This is a genomic window from Streptomyces sp. NPDC006463, assembly GCF_042870715.1.
Classification (GTDB): domain Bacteria; phylum Actinomycetota; class Actinomycetes; order Streptomycetales; family Streptomycetaceae; genus Streptomyces.
In genome coordinates this window covers 93,795-112,799 of record NZ_JBIAHP010000002.1, presented here as the reverse complement: position 1 = coordinate 112,799, position 19,005 = coordinate 93,795, and the positions used below count along the sequence as shown (strand labels likewise).

Annotated in this window: 21 protein-coding genes; 14 read left to right on the top strand and 7 right to left on the bottom strand. The window is 71.2% G+C overall.

Features of this window, described 5'->3' with window-relative positions; genetic code table 11:
* Nucleotides 1–4 precede the first annotated feature (4 nt).
* The 3 genes from ACFYOB_RS04320 to ACFYOB_RS04310 all read right to left on the bottom strand — a co-directional run bounded on the left by ACFYOB_RS04320 (nucleotide 5) and on the right by ACFYOB_RS04310 (nucleotide 3,093).
* The gene (locus ACFYOB_RS04320; protein ID WP_388554317.1) at nucleotides 5–1,138 is read right to left on the bottom strand and encodes a hypothetical protein; all 1,134 of its coding nucleotides are present in this window, start codon (nucleotides 1,136–1,138) and stop codon (nucleotides 5–7) included.
* A 68-nt stretch (nucleotides 1,139–1,206) separates the two neighbouring features.
* The gene (locus ACFYOB_RS04315) at nucleotides 1,207–1,986 is read right to left on the bottom strand and encodes an ABC transporter permease (protein ID WP_388554314.1); all 780 of its coding nucleotides are present in this window, start codon (nucleotides 1,984–1,986) and stop codon (nucleotides 1,207–1,209) included.
* A gap of 180 nt (nucleotides 1,987–2,166) precedes the next feature.
* Nucleotides 2,167–3,093, bottom strand: coding sequence for an ABC transporter ATP-binding protein (locus ACFYOB_RS04310; protein WP_388554311.1), 927 nt, complete (start codon nucleotides 3,091–3,093; stop codon nucleotides 2,167–2,169).
* Between the two features lie 347 nt (nucleotides 3,094–3,440).
* Between ACFYOB_RS04310 and ACFYOB_RS04305 the strand changes: the two genes are divergently transcribed.
* The 10 genes from ACFYOB_RS04305 (at nucleotide 3,441) to ACFYOB_RS04260 (ending at nucleotide 13,003) form a co-directional block, all read left to right on the top strand.
* Nucleotides 3,441–4,202 carry a helix-turn-helix transcriptional regulator gene (locus tag ACFYOB_RS04305; RefSeq protein WP_388554308.1) on the top strand — a complete coding sequence of 254 codons (762 nt, stop codon included), beginning with the start codon at nucleotides 3,441–3,443 and terminating at the stop codon, nucleotides 4,200–4,202.
* A complete protein-coding gene (sufB, locus tag ACFYOB_RS04300) occupies nucleotides 4,199–5,614 on the top strand; it encodes a Fe-S cluster assembly protein SufB (protein WP_388554305.1) in 1,416 nt (471 codons plus the stop codon). Before ACFYOB_RS04305 ends, sufB begins: the two co-directional genes overlap by 4 nt.
* Nucleotides 5,615–5,674: 60 nt before the next feature.
* Nucleotides 5,675–6,853 carry a Fe-S cluster assembly protein SufD gene (gene sufD / locus ACFYOB_RS04295; protein WP_388554302.1) on the top strand — a complete coding sequence of 393 codons (1,179 nt, stop codon included), beginning with the start codon at nucleotides 5,675–5,677 and terminating at the stop codon, nucleotides 6,851–6,853.
* Nucleotides 6,853–7,170, top strand: coding sequence for a bifunctional 3-phenylpropionate/cinnamic acid dioxygenase ferredoxin subunit (locus ACFYOB_RS04290; RefSeq protein ID WP_388554299.1), 318 nt, complete (start codon nucleotides 6,853–6,855; stop codon nucleotides 7,168–7,170). Before sufD ends, ACFYOB_RS04290 begins: the two co-directional genes overlap by 1 nt.
* Nucleotides 7,171–7,177: 7 nt before the next feature.
* A complete protein-coding gene (sufC, locus tag ACFYOB_RS04285) occupies nucleotides 7,178–7,945 on the top strand; it encodes a Fe-S cluster assembly ATPase SufC (RefSeq protein ID WP_007263436.1) in 768 nt (255 codons plus the stop codon).
* On the top strand, nucleotides 7,942–9,198 hold the full coding sequence (locus ACFYOB_RS04280; protein WP_388554296.1) for a cysteine desulfurase: 1,257 nt from the start codon (nucleotides 7,942–7,944) through the stop codon (nucleotides 9,196–9,198). Before sufC ends, ACFYOB_RS04280 begins: the two co-directional genes overlap by 4 nt.
* Before the next feature lie 22 nt (nucleotides 9,199–9,220).
* A complete protein-coding gene (gene sufU, locus ACFYOB_RS04275) occupies nucleotides 9,221–9,682 on the top strand; it encodes a Fe-S cluster assembly sulfur transfer protein SufU (RefSeq protein ID WP_030292254.1) in 462 nt (153 codons plus the stop codon).
* The gene (locus ACFYOB_RS04270; protein ID WP_388554293.1) at nucleotides 9,679–10,023 is read left to right on the top strand and encodes a metal-sulfur cluster assembly factor; all 345 of its coding nucleotides are present in this window, start codon (nucleotides 9,679–9,681) and stop codon (nucleotides 10,021–10,023) included. The genes sufU and ACFYOB_RS04270 overlap by 4 nt, the downstream gene beginning before the upstream one ends.
* Nucleotides 10,024–10,217: 194 nt before the next feature.
* Nucleotides 10,218–11,645: a DUF3616 domain-containing protein gene (locus ACFYOB_RS04265; protein ID WP_388554290.1), complete on the top strand. Its 1,428-nt coding sequence runs from the start codon at nucleotides 10,218–10,220 to the stop codon at nucleotides 11,643–11,645.
* Nucleotides 11,642–13,003, top strand: a complete 1,362-nt coding sequence (locus tag ACFYOB_RS04260) for a hypothetical protein (protein ID WP_388554288.1) — start codon at nucleotides 11,642–11,644, stop codon at nucleotides 13,001–13,003. The genes ACFYOB_RS04265 and ACFYOB_RS04260 overlap by 4 nt, the downstream gene beginning before the upstream one ends.
* On the opposite strand, the gene ACFYOB_RS04255 is transcribed toward ACFYOB_RS04260, so the two are convergent.
* Nucleotides 12,990–13,802, bottom strand: coding sequence for a hypothetical protein (locus ACFYOB_RS04255; protein WP_388554285.1), 813 nt, complete (start codon nucleotides 13,800–13,802; stop codon nucleotides 12,990–12,992). The genes ACFYOB_RS04260 and ACFYOB_RS04255 overlap by 14 nt on opposite strands.
* A 129-nt stretch (nucleotides 13,803–13,931) precedes the next feature.
* On the opposite strand from ACFYOB_RS04255, the gene ACFYOB_RS04250 reads away from it, so the two are divergent.
* Both ACFYOB_RS04250 and ACFYOB_RS04245 read left to right on the top strand, forming a co-directional pair.
* Nucleotides 13,932–14,252, top strand: a complete 321-nt coding sequence (locus ACFYOB_RS04250; protein ID WP_328925061.1) for a multidrug efflux SMR transporter — start codon at nucleotides 13,932–13,934, stop codon at nucleotides 14,250–14,252.
* Nucleotides 14,252–14,788: a TetR/AcrR family transcriptional regulator gene (locus ACFYOB_RS04245; protein WP_388554283.1), complete on the top strand. Its 537-nt coding sequence runs from the start codon at nucleotides 14,252–14,254 to the stop codon at nucleotides 14,786–14,788. Before ACFYOB_RS04250 ends, ACFYOB_RS04245 begins: the two co-directional genes overlap by 1 nt.
* On the opposite strand, the gene ACFYOB_RS04240 is transcribed toward ACFYOB_RS04245, so the two are convergent.
* Nucleotides 14,785–15,660, bottom strand: coding sequence for a winged helix-turn-helix transcriptional regulator (locus tag ACFYOB_RS04240; RefSeq protein ID WP_388554281.1), 876 nt, complete (start codon nucleotides 15,658–15,660; stop codon nucleotides 14,785–14,787). The genes ACFYOB_RS04245 and ACFYOB_RS04240 overlap by 4 nt on opposite strands.
* A 97-nt stretch (nucleotides 15,661–15,757) precedes the next feature.
* Here ACFYOB_RS04240 and ACFYOB_RS04235 point away from each other — a divergent pair, with 97 nt between their 5' ends.
* On the top strand, nucleotides 15,758–16,987 hold the full coding sequence (locus ACFYOB_RS04235) for an MFS transporter (RefSeq protein ID WP_388555539.1): 1,230 nt from the start codon (nucleotides 15,758–15,760) through the stop codon (nucleotides 16,985–16,987).
* Between the two features lie 9 nt (nucleotides 16,988–16,996).
* The gene (dapD, locus tag ACFYOB_RS04230) at nucleotides 16,997–17,977 is read left to right on the top strand and encodes a 2,3,4,5-tetrahydropyridine-2,6-dicarboxylate N-succinyltransferase (protein ID WP_388554279.1); all 981 of its coding nucleotides are present in this window, start codon (nucleotides 16,997–16,999) and stop codon (nucleotides 17,975–17,977) included.
* 160 nt (nucleotides 17,978–18,137) lie between these two features.
* Here the strand turns inward: dapD and ACFYOB_RS04225 are convergent, their stop codons facing one another.
* On the bottom strand, nucleotides 18,138–18,392 hold the full coding sequence (locus ACFYOB_RS04225) for a hypothetical protein (RefSeq protein WP_388554276.1): 255 nt from the start codon (nucleotides 18,390–18,392) through the stop codon (nucleotides 18,138–18,140).
* 120 nt (nucleotides 18,393–18,512) lie between these two features.
* Nucleotides 18,513–18,968, bottom strand: coding sequence for a GNAT family N-acetyltransferase (locus tag ACFYOB_RS04220; RefSeq protein ID WP_388554274.1), 456 nt, complete (start codon nucleotides 18,966–18,968; stop codon nucleotides 18,513–18,515).
* Nucleotides 18,969–19,005: the final 37 nt, after the last annotated feature.

Sequence of the window (19,005 nt, the reverse complement as noted above, 5' to 3'; positions counted from 1 at the left end):
AGTTTCACGAGGGGGTGCCCGTGGGGGCGTCGGGGCCGGAGGCCACCCGGAAGCGCGCTCCGGCCGGGTCGCCCTCCTCGTGCCACCACAGGAGGATGCGCCAGTGGCCGCCGTCACCCGGATGGTCCGCCGAGCCCATGAACCCTCGTACTAATTCAGCCCCCAAGTCCTGAGCTGTCCTGTTCCTCACTTCTGTGGTGCTGTGCCACGGATGGTCGAGTACGTTCCACATGCCGTCAGGGCCGCGCACCTCGACGCGCCACACCGCGAGCCAGGCCGTGACCTCCAGCATCGTGCGCACCTGCTCGGCCCCGAGGCGCAGCCGGGCCGCTATCTCGGACTCCTCGAACCCCTGGATGCGGGCGGCGACCACGGCCTGGGGCAGCAGCCGTTCGGGCAGCAGCCGCTCGGCGCGCAGGCTCACCAGGGAGTCGAAGGCCAGGAAGCGCAGGCGCAGTTCCAGTTGCCGGCCGATGTGGTCGAGGGCCTCCTCGGCCTCCTCGGACTCCTCCGGGCCGTGGCCCGCGAGCAGCAGCTCGCGGAAGTCCGACTCGGCGTCCACGGCCCAGGCCACCGCGTCCTCGGTGGAACCCAGCTCCGCGAGACGGTCCCCGAGGAACACCTTGGCCTGGGCGAGGCCCCGGCGGTTGACCGGGTCCTTCTGGTCCAGGCCCGCCCACACGCCGACCGCCGTGCGGGTCAGATCGCGGGCGCGCTCACCGGCCGCCCGCTCCATGGCGCTCGGCCCCTCGGTCGCGGCCCGGCCCAGCGGGTGCCTCGGCAGCCGGTCCTCGTCGCTCAGTGGCCAGGCCAGCCACACCCCGTGGTTGATCAGCCCGCGGGCGTACCAGCGGGTGAACTCGGGGGAGTACGCGGCCGCGCGCTCGGAGCTGCGCAGCCCCTCCTCGATCGTGGCGAGGGCGGTCGCGCGGTCGCCCTCGGCGAAGCGCAGGGCGGCCCGGTCGGCGAGGCGCAGTCCCAGCAGCGCGATGCAGCCGGGGTCGTCGGGACGGGTGCGCAGGGCTCCGATCAGCTCGTCGAGCAGCCGCTCGCGCTCCGTCGGCTCCGCGTGCGCCGCCCCCGACCGCACGCGTGCCCATTGGTCGTCCAGCCGTAGAACGGCCTCCCGCTGCACCATGTCCGCCCCCCGGCTTCATGTGTGGAGGCGCCCATCCTCGCGGCAATGCCGACGCGAGGGGAAGGGTTTCATTCCCAGCGGAAGAAGCGCGCCGCGGCGCCCAGACCGAGCACGGCCCAGGCCGCCAGTACGGCCGCGTCTCCCCACGGCAGGGCGGCCCCGTGCTGGAGCACCTCGCGCAGCCCGTCGGACAGGGCCGAGATGGGCAGCAGCCCGAGTACGGACTGGACGGCGCCCGGGAACTTCTCCATCGGCACGATCACCCCGCCGCCGACCAGCAGCAGCAGGAACACCAGGTTGGCGGCGGCCAGGGTCATCTCGGCCTTGAGGGTGCCCGCCATCAGCAGGCCCAGCCCGGAGAACGCGGCGGTGCCGAGCAGGACGAGCGCGGCCACCGACAGCGGGTCGCCGTGCGGGGACCAGCCCAGAGCGAAGGCGATCGCCGTGAGCAGGGCGATCTGGAGCACCTCGGTGACCAGTACGGACAGGGTCTTGGAGGTCATCAGGGCCCAGCGCGGCAGCGGGGAGGCCCCGAGGCGCTTGAGGACCCCGTAGCGGCGGTCGAATCCGGTGGCGATGGCCTGGCCGGTGAAGGCGGTGGACATCACGGCGAGGGCCAGGATGCCGGGGGCGAGGAAGTCCACGGACTTCTCGGACCCCTCCTGAACGGGCACGGTGACGATGTCCACGGCGGAGAAGAGGGTCAGCAGCAGCGCCGGGATGATCACGGTCAGCAGCAGCTGCTCCCCGTTGCGCAGCAGCATCCGGGTCTCCAGTGCCGTCTGCGCGAGGATCATGCGGGAGACGGGGGCCGCCCCCGGGGCGGGCGTGAACGTGCCGGCGCTCATCGGCGCAGCTCCTTACCGGTCAACTCCAGGCTGTGTCCTCCCGGGGGGCAACCCCCGGGCCCCCGGCAGGTGCCGGTCCCGTACGCCGTCATGAACGCAGCTCCTTGCCGGTCAGCTCCAGGCTGTGTCCTCCCGGGGGGCAACCCCCGGACCCCCGGCAGGTGCCGGTCCCGTACGCCGTCATGAACGCAGCTCCTTGCCGGTCAGCTCCAAGAACACGTCCTCCAGGGTGTGCCGCTCCACCGAGAGGCTGTCCGGCATGACGCCGTGCTGTGCGCACCAGGAGGCGACGGTGGCGAGCAGCTGGGGGTGGACGTCGCCGGTGACCCGGTAGACGCCCGGGGTGAGCTCGGCGGCCTGGGTGCCGTCGGGCAGTGCCTTCAGCAGCGAGGCGAGGTCCAGGGCGGGCCGGCCGGTGAAGCGCAGCGTGTTCTCGGCGCCACCCCGGCACAGCTGCTCGGGGCTGCCGTGGACGATGACCTTGCCCGCGTCCACGATGGCGACCTCGTCCGCGAGCTGCTCGGCCTCGTCCATGTGGTGGGTGGTGAGCACGACGCAGACCCCGTCCGCGCGCAGCTCCCGTACGAGGTCCCAGGTCGCGCGACGGGCCTGCGGGTCCAGGCCGGCGGTGGGCTCGTCCAGGAAGACCAGCTCGGGGCGGCCGACCACGGCCATGGCGAGGGCCAGGCGCTGCTGCTGGCCGCCGGAGAGCCTGCGGTAGGGGGTACGGCCGCAGCCGCCGAGGCCGAGGCGCTCCACCAGGGTGCCGACGTCGAGCGGGTCGGCGTACAGCTTGGCCATGTGGCGCAGCATCTCGACGGCGCGGGCCCCGGAGTACACGCCTCCGGACTGGAGCATCACGCCGATGCGCGGGCGCAGCGCCTCGGCCTGGGCGACCGGGTCGAGGCCGAGGACGCGGACGGTCCCCGCGTCGGGGCGGCGGTAGCCCTCGCAGGTTTCCACCGTGGTCGTCTTGCCCGCGCCGTTGGGGCCGAGGACCGCGGTGACGGAGGCCCTGCGGACGGTGAGGTCCAGGCCGTCCACCGCCGCTTTGGGGCCGTACCGCTTCACCAGTCCGCGGATCTCCACGGCGGGGTCGTTGCTCATGGGGGATGAGTCTACGGAGCCGGGGGAGGGCTCTTTTCGTCGCCTTCGGATTCGAACACCGCGACGCGACCACGGCTGATTTCAGCACGTCCGCCCTGGATGGCCCTGTGTCGCCGGGTGATCTTTTCCGGAATGCGGTGTCCGCCGTGCCGGGACGCCCCATGGGTGGAGAATTGCTGGTGGGGAGCCGTGTGCCGGTCCGACGGCAGCCTCCGGCGAGAGTGCGGAGCATTTCCCTCCGGATAACTCTGCGTCGACAGATTAGGTAACCCTTAGTGATGGAGGCCACCAGGGGTGGCGTCCGTCACGGCTTGTCGCCGCTCGACTAATTACGCAACAATGGCGTTGTGAAATACGGCGAACGGCAGATCGAGACCCCCCAGGGGGAACTCGCGACCGGGGAGCGGTCAACCCGCAACCGGGTCGCGCGGTCCATCCTGGACCACGGTCCGTCCACCGTCGCCGACCTCGCCCAGCGCCTCGGCCTCACCCAGGCCGCCGTCCGCCGCCACCTCGACACGCTCGTCGCCGACGACGTGGTCGCACCCCGTGAGCAGCGCGTGTACGGCGCGCGCACCCGGGGCCGGCCCGCCAAGGTCTTCGCGCTCACCGACTGCGGCCGCGACGCCTTCGACCAGTCCTACGACACGCTCGCCGCGGACGCCCTGCGCTGGATCGCGCAGTCCGTCGGCGGCGGAGAGCGGGGAGAGGCGGCCGTCGCCGCCTTCGCCCGGTCGCGGATGGAAGAGCAGGCGAAGAGCTACCGGGAAGCCGTCGACGCGGCCGCTCCCCAGGAGCGTACGGAGGCCCTTGCCAGGGCGTTGACCGTCGACGGGTACGCTGCTACGGCGAAGAGCGCTCCCGGTCCGCACAGCGGTGAACAGCTCTGCCAGCACCACTGCCCGGTCGCACACGTCGCCGAGCAGTTCCCGCAGCTCTGCGAGGCGGAGACCGAGGTCTTCTCCCGCCTGCTCGGGACCCATGTGCAGCGCCTCGCCACGATCGCCCACGGCGACGGAGTGTGCACGACGTTCATTCCGCGTAGCGCGAGCACCACACAGACCGACACATCAGTATCTGCAAGTACGGCCGGGAGGAACCCCGCATGACCACGGAGACTGCTCACCCTGAGCTCGATGGCCTGGGCACCTACGAATACGGCTGGGCCGACTCCGACGCGGCCGGCGCCGCTGCCAAGCGGGGTCTGTCCGAGGATGTCGTGCGCGACATCTCGGCGAAGAAGTCCGAGCCGGAGTGGATGCTGAAGCTCCGCCTCAAGGGTCTCAAGCTGTTCGACAAGAAGCCCATGCCGAACTGGGGCTCCGACCTCTCGGGCATCGACTTCAACAACATCAAGTACTTCGTGCGCTCCACCGAGAAGCAGGCCGCTTCCTGGGAGGAACTGCCCGAGGACATCAAGAACACGTACGACAAGCTCGGCATCCCGGAGGCGGAGAAGCAGCGCCTCGTCGCCGGTGTCGCGGCCCAGTACGAGTCCGAGGTCGTCTACCACCAGATCCGCGAGGACCTGGAGGAGCAGGGCGTCATCTTCCTCGACACGGACACCGCGCTCAAGGAGCACCCGGAGCTCTTCCAGGAGTACTTCGGCACGGTCATCCCGGTCGGTGACAACAAGTTCGCCTCGCTGAACACCGCGGTGTGGTCGGGCGGCTCGTTCATCTACGTCCCCAAGGGTGTCCACGTGGACATCCCGCTGCAGGCCTACTTCCGTATCAACACGGAGAACATGGGCCAGTTCGAGCGGACGCTGATCATCGTCGACGAGGACGCGTACGTCCACTACGTCGAGGGCTGCACCGCCCCGATCTACTCCTCGGACTCGCTGCACAGCGCCGTGGTCGAGATCATCGTGAAGAAGGGCGGCCGCTGCCGCTACACGACGATCCAGAACTGGTCGAACAACGTCTACAACCTGGTCACCAAGCGCGCCGTGGCGTACGAGGGCGCGACCATGGAGTGGATCGACGGCAACATCGGTTCCAAGGTCACCATGAAGTACCCGGCCGTCTACCTGATGGGCGAGCACGCCAAGGGCGAGACGCTGTCCATCGCCTTCGCGGGCGAGGGCCAGCACCAGGACGCCGGCTCCAAGATGGTCCACATGGCGCCGAACACCTCCTCGAACATCGTCTCGAAGTCGGTGGCACGAGGCGGCGGCCGCACCTCCTACCGAGGCCTGGTCGAGATCGGCGAGGGCGCCCACGGCTCGAAGTCCAACGTGCTGTGCGACGCGCTCCTGGTCGACACGATCTCCCGCTCGGACACGTACCCCTACGTGGACGTGCGCGAGGACGACGTCTCCATGGGCCACGAGGCCACCGTTTCCAAGGTCTCCGACGACCAGCTCTTCTACCTGATGAGCCGCGGTCTGACGGAGTTCGAGGCGATGGCCATGATCGTGCGCGGCTTCGTCGAGCCCATCGCGCGCGAGCTGCCCATGGAGTACGCCCTGGAGCTGAACCGGCTGATCGAGCTGCAGATGGAGGGTTCGGTCGGTTAATCCCCGACCGCCCCACCACCAGCTCCGCTAACGACGTAGGAAGAGAGCAAGACGACAGCCATGGCTGAGGCTCAGAACATTCCGGCGGGTTCGACCACCGCCGGCGCGATCGCGGTGGCCGCCGAGTCGACCGTCGCCACCCGGATGAGCGCCCCCCCGTCCTTCGACGTGGCGGACTTCCCCGTGCCCCACGGCCGCGAGGAGGAGTGGCGGTTCACCCCGCTCGCCCGCCTGCGTGGTCTCCACGACGGCACCGCGGTCGCCAACGGCACCATGAAGGCCCAGATCGACGCGCCCGAGGGCGTCACCGTCGAGTCGGTGGAGCGCGACGACGCGCGCATCGGCAAGGCCGGCACCCCGGTGGACCGGATCGCCGCCCAGGCGTTCTCGTCCTTCGCCAAGGCCACGGTCGTCACCGTGCCCAAGGAGGCCGTCCTGACCGAGCCGGTGCGCGTCACGCTGCACGGCGAGGGCGGCACGACCTTCGGCCACACCGTCTTCGACGTGCAGGCCTTCGCCGAGGCCGTCATCGTCATCGACCACACCGGTGACGGCGTGCGCGCCGCCAATGTCGACTTCCTGGTCGGCGACGGCGCCAAGCTGACCGTCGTGTCCGTGCAGGACTGGGACGACACCGCCGTCCACGTCTCCCAGCACAACACGCTGGTCGGCCGCGACGCGACCTTCAAGTCGATCGTGGTCACCTTCGGCGGCGACGTCGTGCGCCTGCACCCGCGGGTCAGCTACGCCGGTCCGGGCGGCGAGGCCGAGCTCTTCGGCCTGTACTTCACGGACGCCGGCCAGCACCAGGAGCACCGCCTCCTGGTCACGCACGACGCCCCGCACTGCAAGTCGAACGTGGTCTACAAGGGCGCGCTCCAGGGCCAGGACGCCCACGCCGTGTGGATCGGTGACGTGCTCATCGAGAAGACCGCCGAGGGCACCGACACCTACGAGATGAACCGCAACCTCGTCCTCACGGACGGCGCGCGGGTCGACTCGGTGCCGAACCTGGAGATCGAAACCGGCGAGATCGTCGGCGCCGGCCACGCCTCCGCGACCGGCCGCTTCGACGACGAGCAGCTCTTCTACCTGCAGGCCCGCGGCATCCCGGCCGACGACGCCCGCCGCCTGGTCGTCCGCGGCTTCTTCGCCGAGCTCGTCCAGCAGATCGGTGTCCCGGACATCGAGGAGCGCCTGCTCGCCAAGATCGAGTCCGAGCTCCAGGGTTCCGTCTGATGAACTACGTCAAGGCCTGTGCGCTGAGCGAGCTGGAGGAGAACACCCCGAAGCGGGTGGAACTCGACGGCACGCCGGTGTCCATCGTCTCCACCGACGGGGAGGTGTTCGCGATCAACGACATCTGCTCGCACGCGAACGTCTCCCTCTCGGAGGGCGAGGTCGAGGACTGCCAGATCGAGTGCTGGCTGCACGGGTCGGCCTTCGACCTGCGCACCGGCAAGCCCTCCGGTCTGCCCGCGACGCGCCCCGTACCCGTATACCCCGTAAAGATCGAAGGGGACGACGTGCTCGTCTCCCTCACCCAGGAGTCCTGAGGTATCCATGGCAACGCTTGAAATCCACGACCTGCACGTCTCCGTCGAGGCCGAGAACGGCGCCCGCGAGATCCTCAAGGGCGTCGACCTCACCGTCAAGCAGGGTGAGACGCACGCCATCATGGGTCCGAACGGCTCCGGCAAGTCCACCCTGGCGTACTCGCTCGCCGGTCACCCGAAGTACACCATCACCGGTGGCACCGTGACCCTCGACGGTGAAGACGTCCTGGAGATGTCCGTCGACGAGCGCGCCCGCGCCGGAGTCTTCCTCGCCATGCAGTACCCGGTCGAGGTCCCCGGCGTCTCGGTCTCCAACTTCCTGCGCACCTCGGCCACCGCCATCCGCGGCGAGGCCCCGAAGCTGCGTACCTGGGTGAAGGAGGTCAAGTCCGCGATGGAGCAGCTCCAGATGGACCCGGCCTTCGCCGAGCGCAACGTCAACGAGGGCTTCTCCGGCGGTGAGAAGAAGCGCCACGAGATCCTGCAGCTGGAGCTCCTGAAGCCGAAGATCGCGATCCTCGACGAGACCGACTCCGGCCTCGACGTCGACGCGCTGCGCCAGGTCTCCGAGGGTGTCAACCGCGTCCGCGCGACCGGCGAGGTCGGCACGCTGCTGATCACGCACTACACGCGGATCCTCCGCTACATCAAGCCCGACTTCGTCCACGTCTTCTCGGAAGGCCGCATCGTCGAGTCCGGCGGCGCCGAGCTCGCCGACAAGCTGGAGGCGGAAGGCTACGAGTCGTACAGCACGAAGGGTGGCGCGACCGCGTGACACAGCTGCCTGGCCTCCTCGACATCGAGGCGATCCGCAAGGACTTCCCCCTGCTGGATCGTGTGGTCCACGACGGGAAGAAGATCGTTTACCTGGACAACGCGGCGACCTCGCAGAAGCCGCGCCAGGTACTCGACGCGCTGAACGAGTACTACGAGCAGCACAACGCCAACGTCCACCGCGGCGTGCACGTGCTCGCCGAGGAGGCCACGGCGCTGTACGAGGGCGCTCGCGACAAGGTCGCCGCCTTCATCAACGCGCCGAGCCGCGACGAGGTGATCTTCACCAAGAACGCCTCGGAGTCGCTCAACCTGGTCGCGAACATGCTCGGCTGGGCGGACGAGCCCTACCGGGTCGACCGCGACACCGAGATCGCCATCACGGAGATGGAGCACCACTCCAACATCGTCCCGTGGCAGCTGCTCTCGCAGCGCACCGGCGCGAAGCTGAAGTGGTTCGGCCTCACCGACGACGGCCGGCTCGACCTGTCCAACATCGAAGAGGTCATCACGGAGAAGACGAAGATCGTCTCCTTCACGCTGGTCTCCAACATCATGGGCACGGTCAACCCGGTCGAGGCGATCGTCCGGCGCGCCCAGGACGTCGGCGCCCTGGTGCTGATCGACGCCTCCCAGGCCGCCCCGCACATGCCGCTGGACGTGCAGGAGCTCGGCGCCGACTTCGTGGCCTTCACCGGCCACAAGATGTGCGGCCCGACCGGCATCGGCGTCCTGTGGGGCCGCCAGGAGCTGCTGGAGGACCTGCCTCCGTTCCTCGGCGGCGGCGAGATGATCGAGACCGTGTCGATGCACGCCTCGACCTACGCTCCGGCGCCCCACAAGTTCGAGGCGGGTACGCCCCCGATCGCCCAGGCCGTCGGCCTCGGCGCGGCCGTGGACTACCTGGCCGCGATCGGCATGGACAAGATCGCCGCGCATGAGCACGCGATCACCGAGTACGCGATCAAGCGCCTCGCCGAGGTGCCCGACCTGCGGATCATCGGCCCCACCACGGCCGAGGACCGCGGCGCCGCGATCTCCTTCGTGCTCGGCGACATCCACCCGCACGACGTCGGCCAGGTGCTGGACGAGCAGGGCATCGCGGTCCGCGTGGGACACCACTGCGCGCGCCCCGTCTGCCTGCGCTACGGAATTCCTGCGACGACGCGAGCGTCTTTCTACCTGTACTCCTCTCCGGCGGACGTCGACGCGCTGATCGACGGGCTGGAGCACGTACGGAACTTCTTCGGCTGACGGACGAGGCGACGAGGACGCAGTGAAGCTGGATTCGATGTACCAGGAACTGATCCTGGACCACTACAAGCACCCGCACGGGCGTGGCCTGCGCGACGGCGACGCCGAGGTGCACCACGTCAACCCGACGTGCGGCGACGAGATCACGCTCCGTGTGAAGTACGACGGCGAGACGCTGACCGATGTCTCGTACGAGGGCCAGGGCTGCTCCATCAGCCAGGCCAGCGCGTCCGTGCTGAACGAGCTGCTCGTCGGCAAGGAGCTGGCCGAGGCGCAGAAGATCCAGGGCGTGTTCCTGGAGATGATGCAGTCGAAGGGCAAGATCGAGCCCGACGAGGCCATGGAGGAGGTGCTGGAGGACGCGGTCGCGTTCGTCGGCGTCTCCAAGTACCCGGCTCGCGTGAAGTGTGCTCTGCTGAGTTGGATGGCCTGGAAGGACGCGACCGCCCAGGCACTGGGCGACGCGGAGAGGAAGACGGCATGACCGAGAACGCGACGCCCGAGGTGTCGATCAAGCCGGCCACCGAGGAAGAGGTCCGCGAGGCCCTCTACGACGTGGTCGACCCCGAGCTGGGGATCGACGTCGTCAACCTGGGCCTGATCTACGGCATCCACATCGACGACGCGAACATCGCCACCCTCGACATGACGCTGACCTCGGCGGCCTGCCCGCTGACGGACGTCATCGAGGACCAGGCGAAGTCGGCGACGGACGGCATCGTCAACGAACTTCGCATCAACTGGGTCTGGATGCCCCCGTGGGGCCCGGACAAGATCACGGACGATGGTCGTGAGCAGCTCCGCGCGCTCGGCTTCAACGTCTGATCACACGCAGGTGAGGGCCCCCGGCACGGTCGTGCCGGGGGCCCTCCTCGTTTCCGCCGGGCTCTCCTCCGGTGCGCCTGCTTCCGGTCCGCTGTTCTCCGGGTGGACGGATGAAGTGCACGCGGAGTTGGCCATGGTGGCCGAATCTTCTCGACGGCCGTCACGACGTGACGCAGACCACGAGAGGACCATCCGTGACCGTTCGCCTTTCACCGGCGCGCCGCTGGGGCGCCGCGGGCGCCGCAGGGGCCGCGGCCCTGCTCGTCGCAGGGCTGACCGCTCCCACGGCCGCGGGAGCCGTGCTGCCGCAGACCGCCGCCGTGACCGTCGCGCTGTCCGCCACGCACCTGAGCGGTGCGGTGGGCGCGCACGGCGACCCGGCCGTGACGGCGGACGTCGGGCAGGCCGGTGTGCCGGACGGATTCCTGCGGCTGAGGGTGGTCTCCTCCAGTAACCCGGCCGTCGCGGGCGTGGGCGACGTACGGCAGGAGCGGACCCGCGAAGGGGACCGGCGCCTGACGGTGCAGGCCCGCGGGCAGGGCTACACCGAACTGACCCTGGAGGTCACCGGGCGCGGCGGGAAGACCGCCACGGCCACCCTGTCCTACGCGGCCTCCGCACGCGTGGGCAACGGCCTGGGCGCGCGCTACCTGACCGGCTCCTCGGACGCCTCCGCCGCCGTGGACGTGGGCGGCGGCCACGTGCTGGTGGCCGACGACGAGTCCAACGTGCTGAGGCTGTACGACCGTTCCCGTTCCGGCGCCCCGGTGAAGACCTGGGACCTCGGTCCCGCGCTGGGCCTGAAGAAGGAGGCCGACATCGAGGCGGCCGCCCGGGTCGGCGACACCGTCTACTGGACGGGCTCGCTGGGCAACAACAAGGACGGCAAGTACAAGGCCGAGCGGAACACCGTCTTCACCACGAAGATCACCGGCTCCGGCGCCGGCACCGAGGTCTCCTTCGCCCGTGCGTACCGGGGCCTGCGCCAGGACCTGGTGGCCTGGGACACGGCGAACGGCAACCGCTACGGCTTCGCGGCGGGGACCGCGGCCGGCCAGGTGCCGAAGCAGATCGACGGGTTTAACGTGGAGGGGCTGGAGTTCGCGCCCGGCTCCACCACCACCGCCTACCTGGGCTTCCGGGCCCCGCTGGCGCCCGCCGTCCCCGGCGGCAGGGCGCTGGTCGTGCCCGTCACCAACTTCGACCAGGTCCTGGCGTCCGGCGCCAAGCCCGCCTTCGGCGAACCGGTCGAGATGTATCTCGACGGCCTCGCCATCCGTGACATCCGGAAGAACGCCGCCGACCAGTACCTGGTCCTGGCCGGTTCCTGGGCCGCGGACGACAACTCCGACCCGTACGCGCTCTACCAGTGGGACGGCGTCCCCGGCCACGCGCCGAGGAAGCGGGCCGACCTGCCCACCTCCGACCCCGGCGGCTGGGAGGCCGTGGTCGACGTACCCGATCTGCGGGTGCCCGGCGCCCGCGTCCAGCTGATCACCGACAGCGGCGCCGCCGACCTGTACGGCGACGGCACCGAGGCCAAGGACCTCGACCACCCGGAGTGGAAGAAGTCCCGGTCCGCCTGGTTCACGCTCAACTCCACCCGTGGGGGTCACCGATGAAGAAGTTCGCTGTCGCAGGTATCGCGGCGATGGTGGTCGCCGCGGTCGGCGCACCCGCCCAGGCCGTGACGTACGGGACGCCCACCATCGGGCTGTCCGCCTCCTACCTGTCCGGGGCCGTCGGCGCCGTCGGCGACCCGGTGGTGAACGTGACCGTGGGGCAGAGCGGGGCCGACGTCTCCGCGCTGACGGTCAGCGCCTCGGCGTCGAGCAAGCCCTCGGTCGCCGGTACCGGTGACGTCACCGTGACCGGAGCCGGGGCGGTGCGGCAGCTGGCCGTCGCCGCGCGGGGCCGCGGCTACACCAACCTCACCGTCAAGGTGACCGGGCTGGGCGGCAAGACGGCCACCAAGACCCTGTACTACGCGGCTTCGGCCGCCGTGCAGAACCCGGCCGACGCCCGGTACCTCACCGGGTCCTCGGACGCCTCGGCAGCCGTCGACGTGGGCGGCGGGTACGCGATCGTCGCCGACGACGAGTCCAACGTGCTGCGTCTGTACGACCGTTCACGCTCGGGCGCCCCGGTGCGGACCTGGGACTTCAGCTCGCAGCTCGGGGTCACCAAGGAGGTGGACATCGAGGGGGCGACCCGGATCGGTGACACCATCTACTGGACGGGCTCGCTCGGCAACAACAAGGACGGCGAGTACAAAGCGCCCCGGAACACGGTGTTCACCACCACGGTGAGCGGATCCGGGACCGGCACGCAGCTCGCGTACGGGCGCTCGTACAAGAAGCTCCGCGACGATCTGGTGGCCTGGGACACGGCGAACGGCAACCGCTACGGCTTCGCGGCGGGGACCGCGGCCGGGCAGGCGCCGAAGCAGATCGACGGATTCAACGTGGAGGGGCTGGAGTTCGCGCCCGGCTCCACCACCACCGCCTACCTGGGCTTCCGGGCCCCGCTGGCGCCCGCCGTCCCCGGCGGCAAGGCGCTGGTCGTGCCCGTCACCAACTTCGACCAGGTCCTGGCGTCCGGGGCCGAGGCGGTCTTCGGGACGGGCATCGAGCTCGACCTCGGAGGGCTGTCCGTGCGAGACATCCACAAGAACGCGGCGAACCAGTACCTGATCCTGGCCGGTTCGTGGGCCGCCGACGACAACTCGGACCCGTACGCGCTCTACCAGTGGGACGGCGTCCCCGGCCACGCCCCGGTCAAGCGGGCCGACCTGCCGACCACCGACCCCGGCGGCTGGGAGGCCATCATGGACGTGCCCGACCTGACGGCGGCGGGCGCACGGGTGCAGCTGGTCACCGACAGCGGTTCGGCGGACCTGTACGGGGACGGCGTCGAGGCCAAGGACCTGACGCACCCGGAGTGGAAGAAGGCCCGCACGGCCTGGTTCACCCTGGGCTGAGCCCCGGTCCGAGGCGCAGCAGCCGGTCCAGGTAGAGCAGGCCCGAAGCCGGCTGCGGGAAGGCCAGCAGCAGGGCCGGGGCGAGCAGTGCGCCGAGGACGCCGAACCGCAGCGGGACGGCGAGCGCGGCGCCCAGCGCGAGCGTCCCGGCCGGGACCGTGACGCCGAAGGTCCGCCACCAGGCCCCCCGCACCAGGCGGGCCGAACGGCGCAGGGCCGCCACCGGGCCGAGCCCCTCGTACCCGGCGGCCGTGGGCGCCAGGGCGAAGAGCACCCCGAGCCAGAGGGCGACCGGGGCGAGGGGGAGCAGCGCGAGCGGCGGCAGGCGTGCGGCGACGGCGGCCGCGCCGGGCCCCGCGGCGGCGAGCAGGGCCAGCAGCCGGGCCCCGAGCACGGCCGGGATCCGGGGCGCCGCCGCCCGCAGCAGCCCGAGCGTGGTGACGGGCCGCCCGAGCACGGCCGGCCGGAGCAGCGCCGCGGCCAGGGCGGTGGCCAGCGCCCAGCCGGCCAGCAGGAACAGGGCGACGGCGGGGACGAGGGTGTGGACGAACACCCGGCTGCCGGCCGTGCGGGTGACGGCGGCGAGGGTGGCCGCCCCGGCGACGGCGACGAGCAGCAGCAGCCCCGCCAGCTGGCCCAGCAGCAGCGCGCCGAGCAGTCGGCCGCCGTACCGGCCCAGGGTGGTGAGGGTCCCGTCGAGGATGTCCCGCGGCCCCAGCGGGCGCAGGGGTATCACCCCGGGCCGTGGAGAGCGCGGGGGCAGCCAGCCGCCGCCCCGATGGGTCCAGTGCTGCGCCATGCGCGGGCCCTCCGTCCGCCGGGAGCCCCTGCGGGCTCCTGCGAGGCGGACAGGGTAGCGCCGGAGGCCGCAGGAGTCCCGAGTGCTGCATGTGTACGGTCGTACACATCGGTGTGTACTCTTGTACACATGCCTTACGCACTGCTTGCCGCGGCCATCGCCGCCGAGGTCGCCGGGACCACCGCCATGAAGTACAGCGACGGCTTCACGAAGCTGTGGCCCTCGCTGGGCACGCTGCTGGGCTACGTCATCGCCTTCACCCTGCTCGCCCAGACGCTGAAGACGATGTCGGTGGGCACGGCGTACGCGATATGGGCCGGGGTCGGGACCGCCGCGATCGCCGCCATAGGGATGGTGTTCATGGGGGAGGCGGCCACCGCCGCGAAGATCGCCGGGATCGCCCTGGTGATCGGCGGCGTGGTGCTGTTGAACCTGGGAGGCGCGCACTGATGGCCCCCGGCGCGCGCAGGTACGACCCCGAGCGGCGGCAGCGGATCATCGACGCGGCGATCCGGGTGGTGGCCGCCAAGGGCATCGCCGGGCTGAGTCACCGCAGCGCGGCCGCGGAGGCCGACGTACCGCTCGGGTCGACCACGTACCACTTCAAGACCCTGGACGACCTGCTGGTCGCCGCCCTGCGGCAGGCCAACGAGGCCTTCGCGCCCGCCCTGGTCGTGCGGGACGGCGAGGACCTCGCGGGCGCCCTGGCGCGGCTGCTGGGCGAGATCCTGTCGGCCGACCGGGGCCGGGCCGAGCTGGAGTACGAGCTCTACCTGGCGGCCCTGCGCCGGCCCGCGCTGCGGCCGGTGGCGGCGGAGTGGTGCGAGGCCGTCGCCGCCGCCCTGGCCCCGTGGACCGACCCGGTGACGGCGCGCGCCCTGGTCGCCGTCATGGACGGCATCAGCCTGCAGGTGCTCCTGACGGACGCCGAGTACGACGAGCCGTACGCCCGCGAGGTCCTGGGCCGGGTCCTGGGGCCGTCCTAGGCTGCAGAGCGGACCGCCGTCAGGGCCGCCTGGACGCTCGCCTCGATGTCCTGGATCGGGTAGAACACCTCGCGCACGGTGCGGTCGCGGTCCAGGACCAGGGTCAGGCGCTTGATCCGGGTCGTGCCCGCCGCGCGGAAGGTCGGCAGCCGCAGCGCCGCCGTCAGGGCCAGATCCGCGTCCGACAGGAGCGGGAAGCGCAGCCGCTCCTGCTCCGCGAACTCCCGCTGCTCGTCCGGCCGCTGGGTCGACACGCCGTGCACGGTGGCGCCGGCCGCGGTGAACTCCGCGAGCTGGTCGCGGTAGGTGCACGACTCGAACGTGCATCCCTTGGCGCCCGGGATCCCGGCCCAGCCCGGCGGGTAGGACTCGGCGCGCGCGTACGCGCCCGGGAAGCAGTACAGGACAGTGAACGCGTTGTCCGCCACCGGGTCGCGCAGCTCGCCGAAACGGTCCGGCAGGGCCAGCTCCGGCAGCCGGGTGCCGCGCAGCGCGTGCACCCGTTCCGCCTCCCGTGAGGCCTCCGCGGTCGTCGCCGTCATCTCTCCCTCTCCCAGGATCCAGCTGTCCCCCCAGTCCTGGAGGGCCACCAGCACCGGCAGCAGTCCGCGCCCGCGCGGGGTCAGCCGGTACTCGTGCCGCACCGGACGTTCCTGGTACGGCACGCGCGTCAGCACCCCGGCCTCGACCAGCAGCTTCAGTCGCTCGGCGAGCACCTTGCGGGACACCCCGAGCTCGCGCTGGAGCTCGTCGAAGCGGTACAGGCCGCGCGCGGTGTCCCGCACGATCAGCAGCGTCCACCAGTCGCCCACGACGTCGAGGGCCTGGGCGATGGAGCAGTCCGCGTCGCCGAGGTGCGTGCGCTGGGCCATGGGAACTCCTTTGTCCGTTGACCCAAGGCTGTCATGCTGACATAGTCCGTTCCCAAAAGGAACTGACTCGCTTCGGGATACGGGGGACACGGGTGTGCTGCAGGGGTTCAAGGACGTACCGAGGACTGTGTGGCTGCTGGCTGCGGGGATCTTCGTCAATGCCGTCGTCAGCTTCACCTTCGTCTTCGTCTTCCTCTACCTGACGGGCCCGCGCGGCCTCGGGGCCGCCCAGGCGGGCCTGGTCGTCGGCATCGGCGGCGTCGGCCTGGTCGCCGGGAACTTCACCGGCGGCTGGTACGGCGACCGCTTCGGTCACCGCCGCGTGCTGCTCACCGCCTCCGCGCTCGGCGGCGCCGCCCTCGTCGTCCTGCCGGCGGTCCCCACGGGCCTGCTGGCCCTCGTCCTGCCGCTCGCCCAGTACGCCTCCGGGGTGATCCGGGCCGCCAACTCCGCGCTGGTCGCCGTCACCGTGCCGGAGGGCTCCCGGCGCCAGGCCTTCGCCGTCACCCGCTGCATGTCCAACGCCGGCTTCGCGGTGGGCGCACCGCTCGGGGCCCTGATCGCGACCGGACTCTCGTACGACTGGCTCTTCGTCGCGGACGGCCTCGGCACCCTCTTCTTCGCCCTCTGGACCGCCCGGGTCGTCCCGTCCCGGGCCGCCACCGCCCCTTCCGCGGCCCCGGACGGGGGTCTGGGCCGCGGAGGGCTGTGGCGGGAGCTGCGCGCGCGGCCGACCGTCCTCGTGCTGCTCGGCGCGATCGTCGTCATCGACCTCGTCTACCGGCAGCACTACACGACGTTCCCGGTGTTCCTCGCCGAGCACGGCATGGACACCCGCGCCTACGGGCTGCTCATCGGCATCAACGGCGGCGTCATCATGCTCCTGGAGATCCCCGCCGCCCTCGCCCTGCGCCGGCGCTCCCCGCTGAACGTCATCGGCAGCGGTCTGGTGCTGGTGGGCGGCGGCTACGCCATGCTGCTGCTCGGGGTGGGGATCGCGACCACCGTCGCGATGATGGTGCTGCTGACCCTCGGCGAGATCCTCTACAAGACCACCGCCACCGCGTACGTCGCCGACGAGTCGCCCGAGCACGCCATCGGCCGGTTCCAGAGCCTGTACGCGGGCGTCTCCGTCAGTGGCGTCGTGCTCGCCGCACCGCTCGGCGGAGCCCTCTACGGCGCCGCGCCCGGCCTGCTGTGGCCCGTGTGCGCGGTGCTCGGCGCGGCCGCCGGGGCGACCGTGCTGGTCATGGGTGCGCCGGGGGCGCGGCGACGCGCGCGACCGGCACATGAGACCGGTTCGCGACCGCGGGCCGTCGCCGGTTAGGTTTCTGGCATGACTGCTACGCGTACCACCGGCGCCGTCGCCGCCGGACTTGCCACCATCACCGCCGACGGCACCGTCCTCGACACCTGGTTCCCCGCCCCCGAGCTGGTCGCCGAGCCCGGCCCGGCCGGCACCGAGCGCCTCACCGCCGAGCAGGCCGTGGAGCTGCTGGGCGCCGCCGCGTCGAAGGCGATCCGCCAGGACGCGGTCCGCGGCGTCGAGGTCGTGGCCGTCCGTACGGTGATCTCCTCCCTGGAGGACAAGCCGCTGGACGCGCACGACGCGTACCTGCGCCTGCACCTGCTCAGCCACCGCCTGGTCAAGCCGCACGGCCAGAACCTCGACGGCGTCTTCGGCCTGCTGGCCAACGTCGCCTGGACCTCGCTGGGCCCGGTCGCGGTCGACCAGGTCGAGACCGTACGCCTCAACGCGCGCGCCGAGGGCCTGCACCTCCAGGTCACCTCGATCGACAAGTTCCCCCGGATGACGGACTACGTCGCCCCCAAGGGCGTGCGCATCGCCGACGCGGACCGCGTCCGCCTCGGCGCGCACCTCGCCGAGGGCACCACCGTCATGCACGAGGGCTTCGTCAACTTCAACGCCGGCACGCTCGGCACCTCCATGGTCGAGGGCCGCATCTCCGCGGGCGTCGTGGTCGGCGACGGCTCCGACATCGGCGGCGGCGCCTCCACCATGGGCACCCTCTCGGGTGGCGGCAAGCAGATCATCTCGATCGGCGAGCGCACCCTGATCGGCGCCGAGGCGGGCGTGGGTATCGCGCTCGGCGACGAGTGCGTCGTCGAGGCCGGCCTCTACGTGACCGCGGGCACCCGCGTCACCCTCCCGGACGGCCAGATCGTCAAGGCCCTGGAGCTCTCGGGCGCCAACAACATCCTCTTCCGCCGCAACTCGGTCACCGGCGCCGTCGAGGCCCGCCCGTACAAGGCGGCCTGGGGCGGCCTGAACGAGGTCCTGCACAGCCACAACTGACGCCCGGCCGCAGTGAACTGCGGCTGAGTCGCCGCCAGTCGGCGACGCCGGTCACAGGCGAACGCCCTCCCACGGCCCGAGACGGCCGGGGAGGGCGTTGCGGTAGCCGCTCCTCGCCATCAACTTCCCGCAACACCCTTGAGGTGCGGGCCGTTGTCGATCAGCTCAGCGGAATCCTGCGGACGAGGCCGTCGAAGGCCTCCTTCTCCGCCTCGGTCAGCTCCACCGCCTCCATCGGGTGCGCGGCGGCGCCGCGCTGGGCCGGAATCACCGCCAGGCCCTCGAAGGCACCTGGCTCGGGGTGGCGGCTGCGGCTGGCCCGGAGCATGTGGCCGAGGCCGACGAGCCACACGAGGGCGGCGACCAGCAGGACGGCGAGGCCCATTTCCTGGGTGAGGGAGATGGAGGGGAGCATGCGGTCCTCCAAAACGAGGGTGAAGATCGGGCGTGGAGCTACTCAACACCACAACCGGGCGATTCGGCAGAGATGTGGCGAGCGTCACGCCAGGGCCGAAAGGCCCCACTTCGACCCATGTCAGTCCAGCAGCGAGAGCTTGAGGCCCTCATGGCTGCGCGCGAAGCCCAGCCGCTCGTAGAAGCGGTGGGCGGCCGTGCGCCGCTTGTTGCTGGTCAGCTGGACCAGGCCGCAGCCGCGCTCGCGGGCCCGTTCCACGGCCAGCTCCATCAGCTCCGCCCCCAGCCCCTCGCCCCGCCGGTCCGGGCGGATCCGTACCGCCTCGACCAGCGCCCGGTCCCGGCCGCCCTGGCCCAGGCCCGGGATGTACGTCAGCTGGAGGCAGCCCAGCACCACCGCGCCGTCGTCGTCCGTCAGGACCAGCATCTCGTTGCGCGCGTCCGCCACGATGGCGGCGAAGGCCAGCTCCCGGGCCTCGTCGACCACGATCGAGGCCGGGTCCACGACCCGCTCGTCGTCGGCGAGCAGGGCGAGTACGGCGGGCAGGTCCTCGCGGGTGGCCAATCGGAAGATCATGTCCGGGAGTGTCGCAGAGGGCCCGGACTGGACGGCG

Excerpts from the sequence above, each read along its gene's own strand:
- ACFYOB_RS04220 (WP_388554274.1), bottom strand. The coding sequence starts at position 18,968 with ATGATCTTCCGATTGGCCACCCGCGAGGACCTGCCCGCCGTACTCGCC.
- ACFYOB_RS04315 (WP_388554314.1), bottom strand. The coding sequence starts at position 1,986 with ATGAGCGCCGGCACGTTCACGCCCGCCCCGGGGGCGGCCCCCGTCTCC.
- ACFYOB_RS04260 (WP_388554288.1), top strand. The coding sequence starts at position 11,642 with ATGAAGAAGTTCGCTGTCGCAGGTATCGCGGCGATGGTGGTCGCCGCG.
- sufC (WP_007263436.1), top strand. The coding sequence starts at position 7,178 with ATGGCAACGCTTGAAATCCACGACCTGCACGTCTCCGTCGAGGCCGAG.
- ACFYOB_RS04245 (WP_388554283.1), top strand. The coding sequence starts at position 14,252 with ATGGCCCCCGGCGCGCGCAGGTACGACCCCGAGCGGCGGCAGCGGATC.
- sufD (WP_388554302.1), top strand. The coding sequence starts at position 5,675 with ATGGCTGAGGCTCAGAACATTCCGGCGGGTTCGACCACCGCCGGCGCG.
- sufB (WP_388554305.1), top strand. The coding sequence starts at position 4,199 with ATGACCACGGAGACTGCTCACCCTGAGCTCGATGGCCTGGGCACCTAC.
- ACFYOB_RS04290 (WP_388554299.1), top strand. The coding sequence starts at position 6,853 with ATGAACTACGTCAAGGCCTGTGCGCTGAGCGAGCTGGAGGAGAACACC.
- ACFYOB_RS04240 (WP_388554281.1), bottom strand. The coding sequence starts at position 15,660 with ATGGCCCAGCGCACGCACCTCGGCGACGCGGACTGCTCCATCGCCCAG.
- ACFYOB_RS04255 (WP_388554285.1), bottom strand. The coding sequence starts at position 13,802 with ATGGCGCAGCACTGGACCCATCGGGGCGGCGGCTGGCTGCCCCCGCGC.
- ACFYOB_RS04225 (WP_388554276.1), bottom strand. The coding sequence starts at position 18,392 with ATGCTCCCCTCCATCTCCCTCACCCAGGAAATGGGCCTCGCCGTCCTG.
- ACFYOB_RS04270 (WP_388554293.1), top strand. The coding sequence starts at position 9,679 with ATGACCGAGAACGCGACGCCCGAGGTGTCGATCAAGCCGGCCACCGAG.
- ACFYOB_RS04310 (WP_388554311.1), bottom strand. The coding sequence starts at position 3,093 with ATGAGCAACGACCCCGCCGTGGAGATCCGCGGACTGGTGAAGCGGTAC.
- ACFYOB_RS04250 (WP_328925061.1), top strand. The coding sequence starts at position 13,932 with ATGCCTTACGCACTGCTTGCCGCGGCCATCGCCGCCGAGGTCGCCGGG.
- dapD (WP_388554279.1), top strand. The coding sequence starts at position 16,997 with ATGACTGCTACGCGTACCACCGGCGCCGTCGCCGCCGGACTTGCCACC.
- ACFYOB_RS04320 (WP_388554317.1), bottom strand. The coding sequence starts at position 1,138 with ATGGTGCAGCGGGAGGCCGTTCTACGGCTGGACGACCAATGGGCACGC.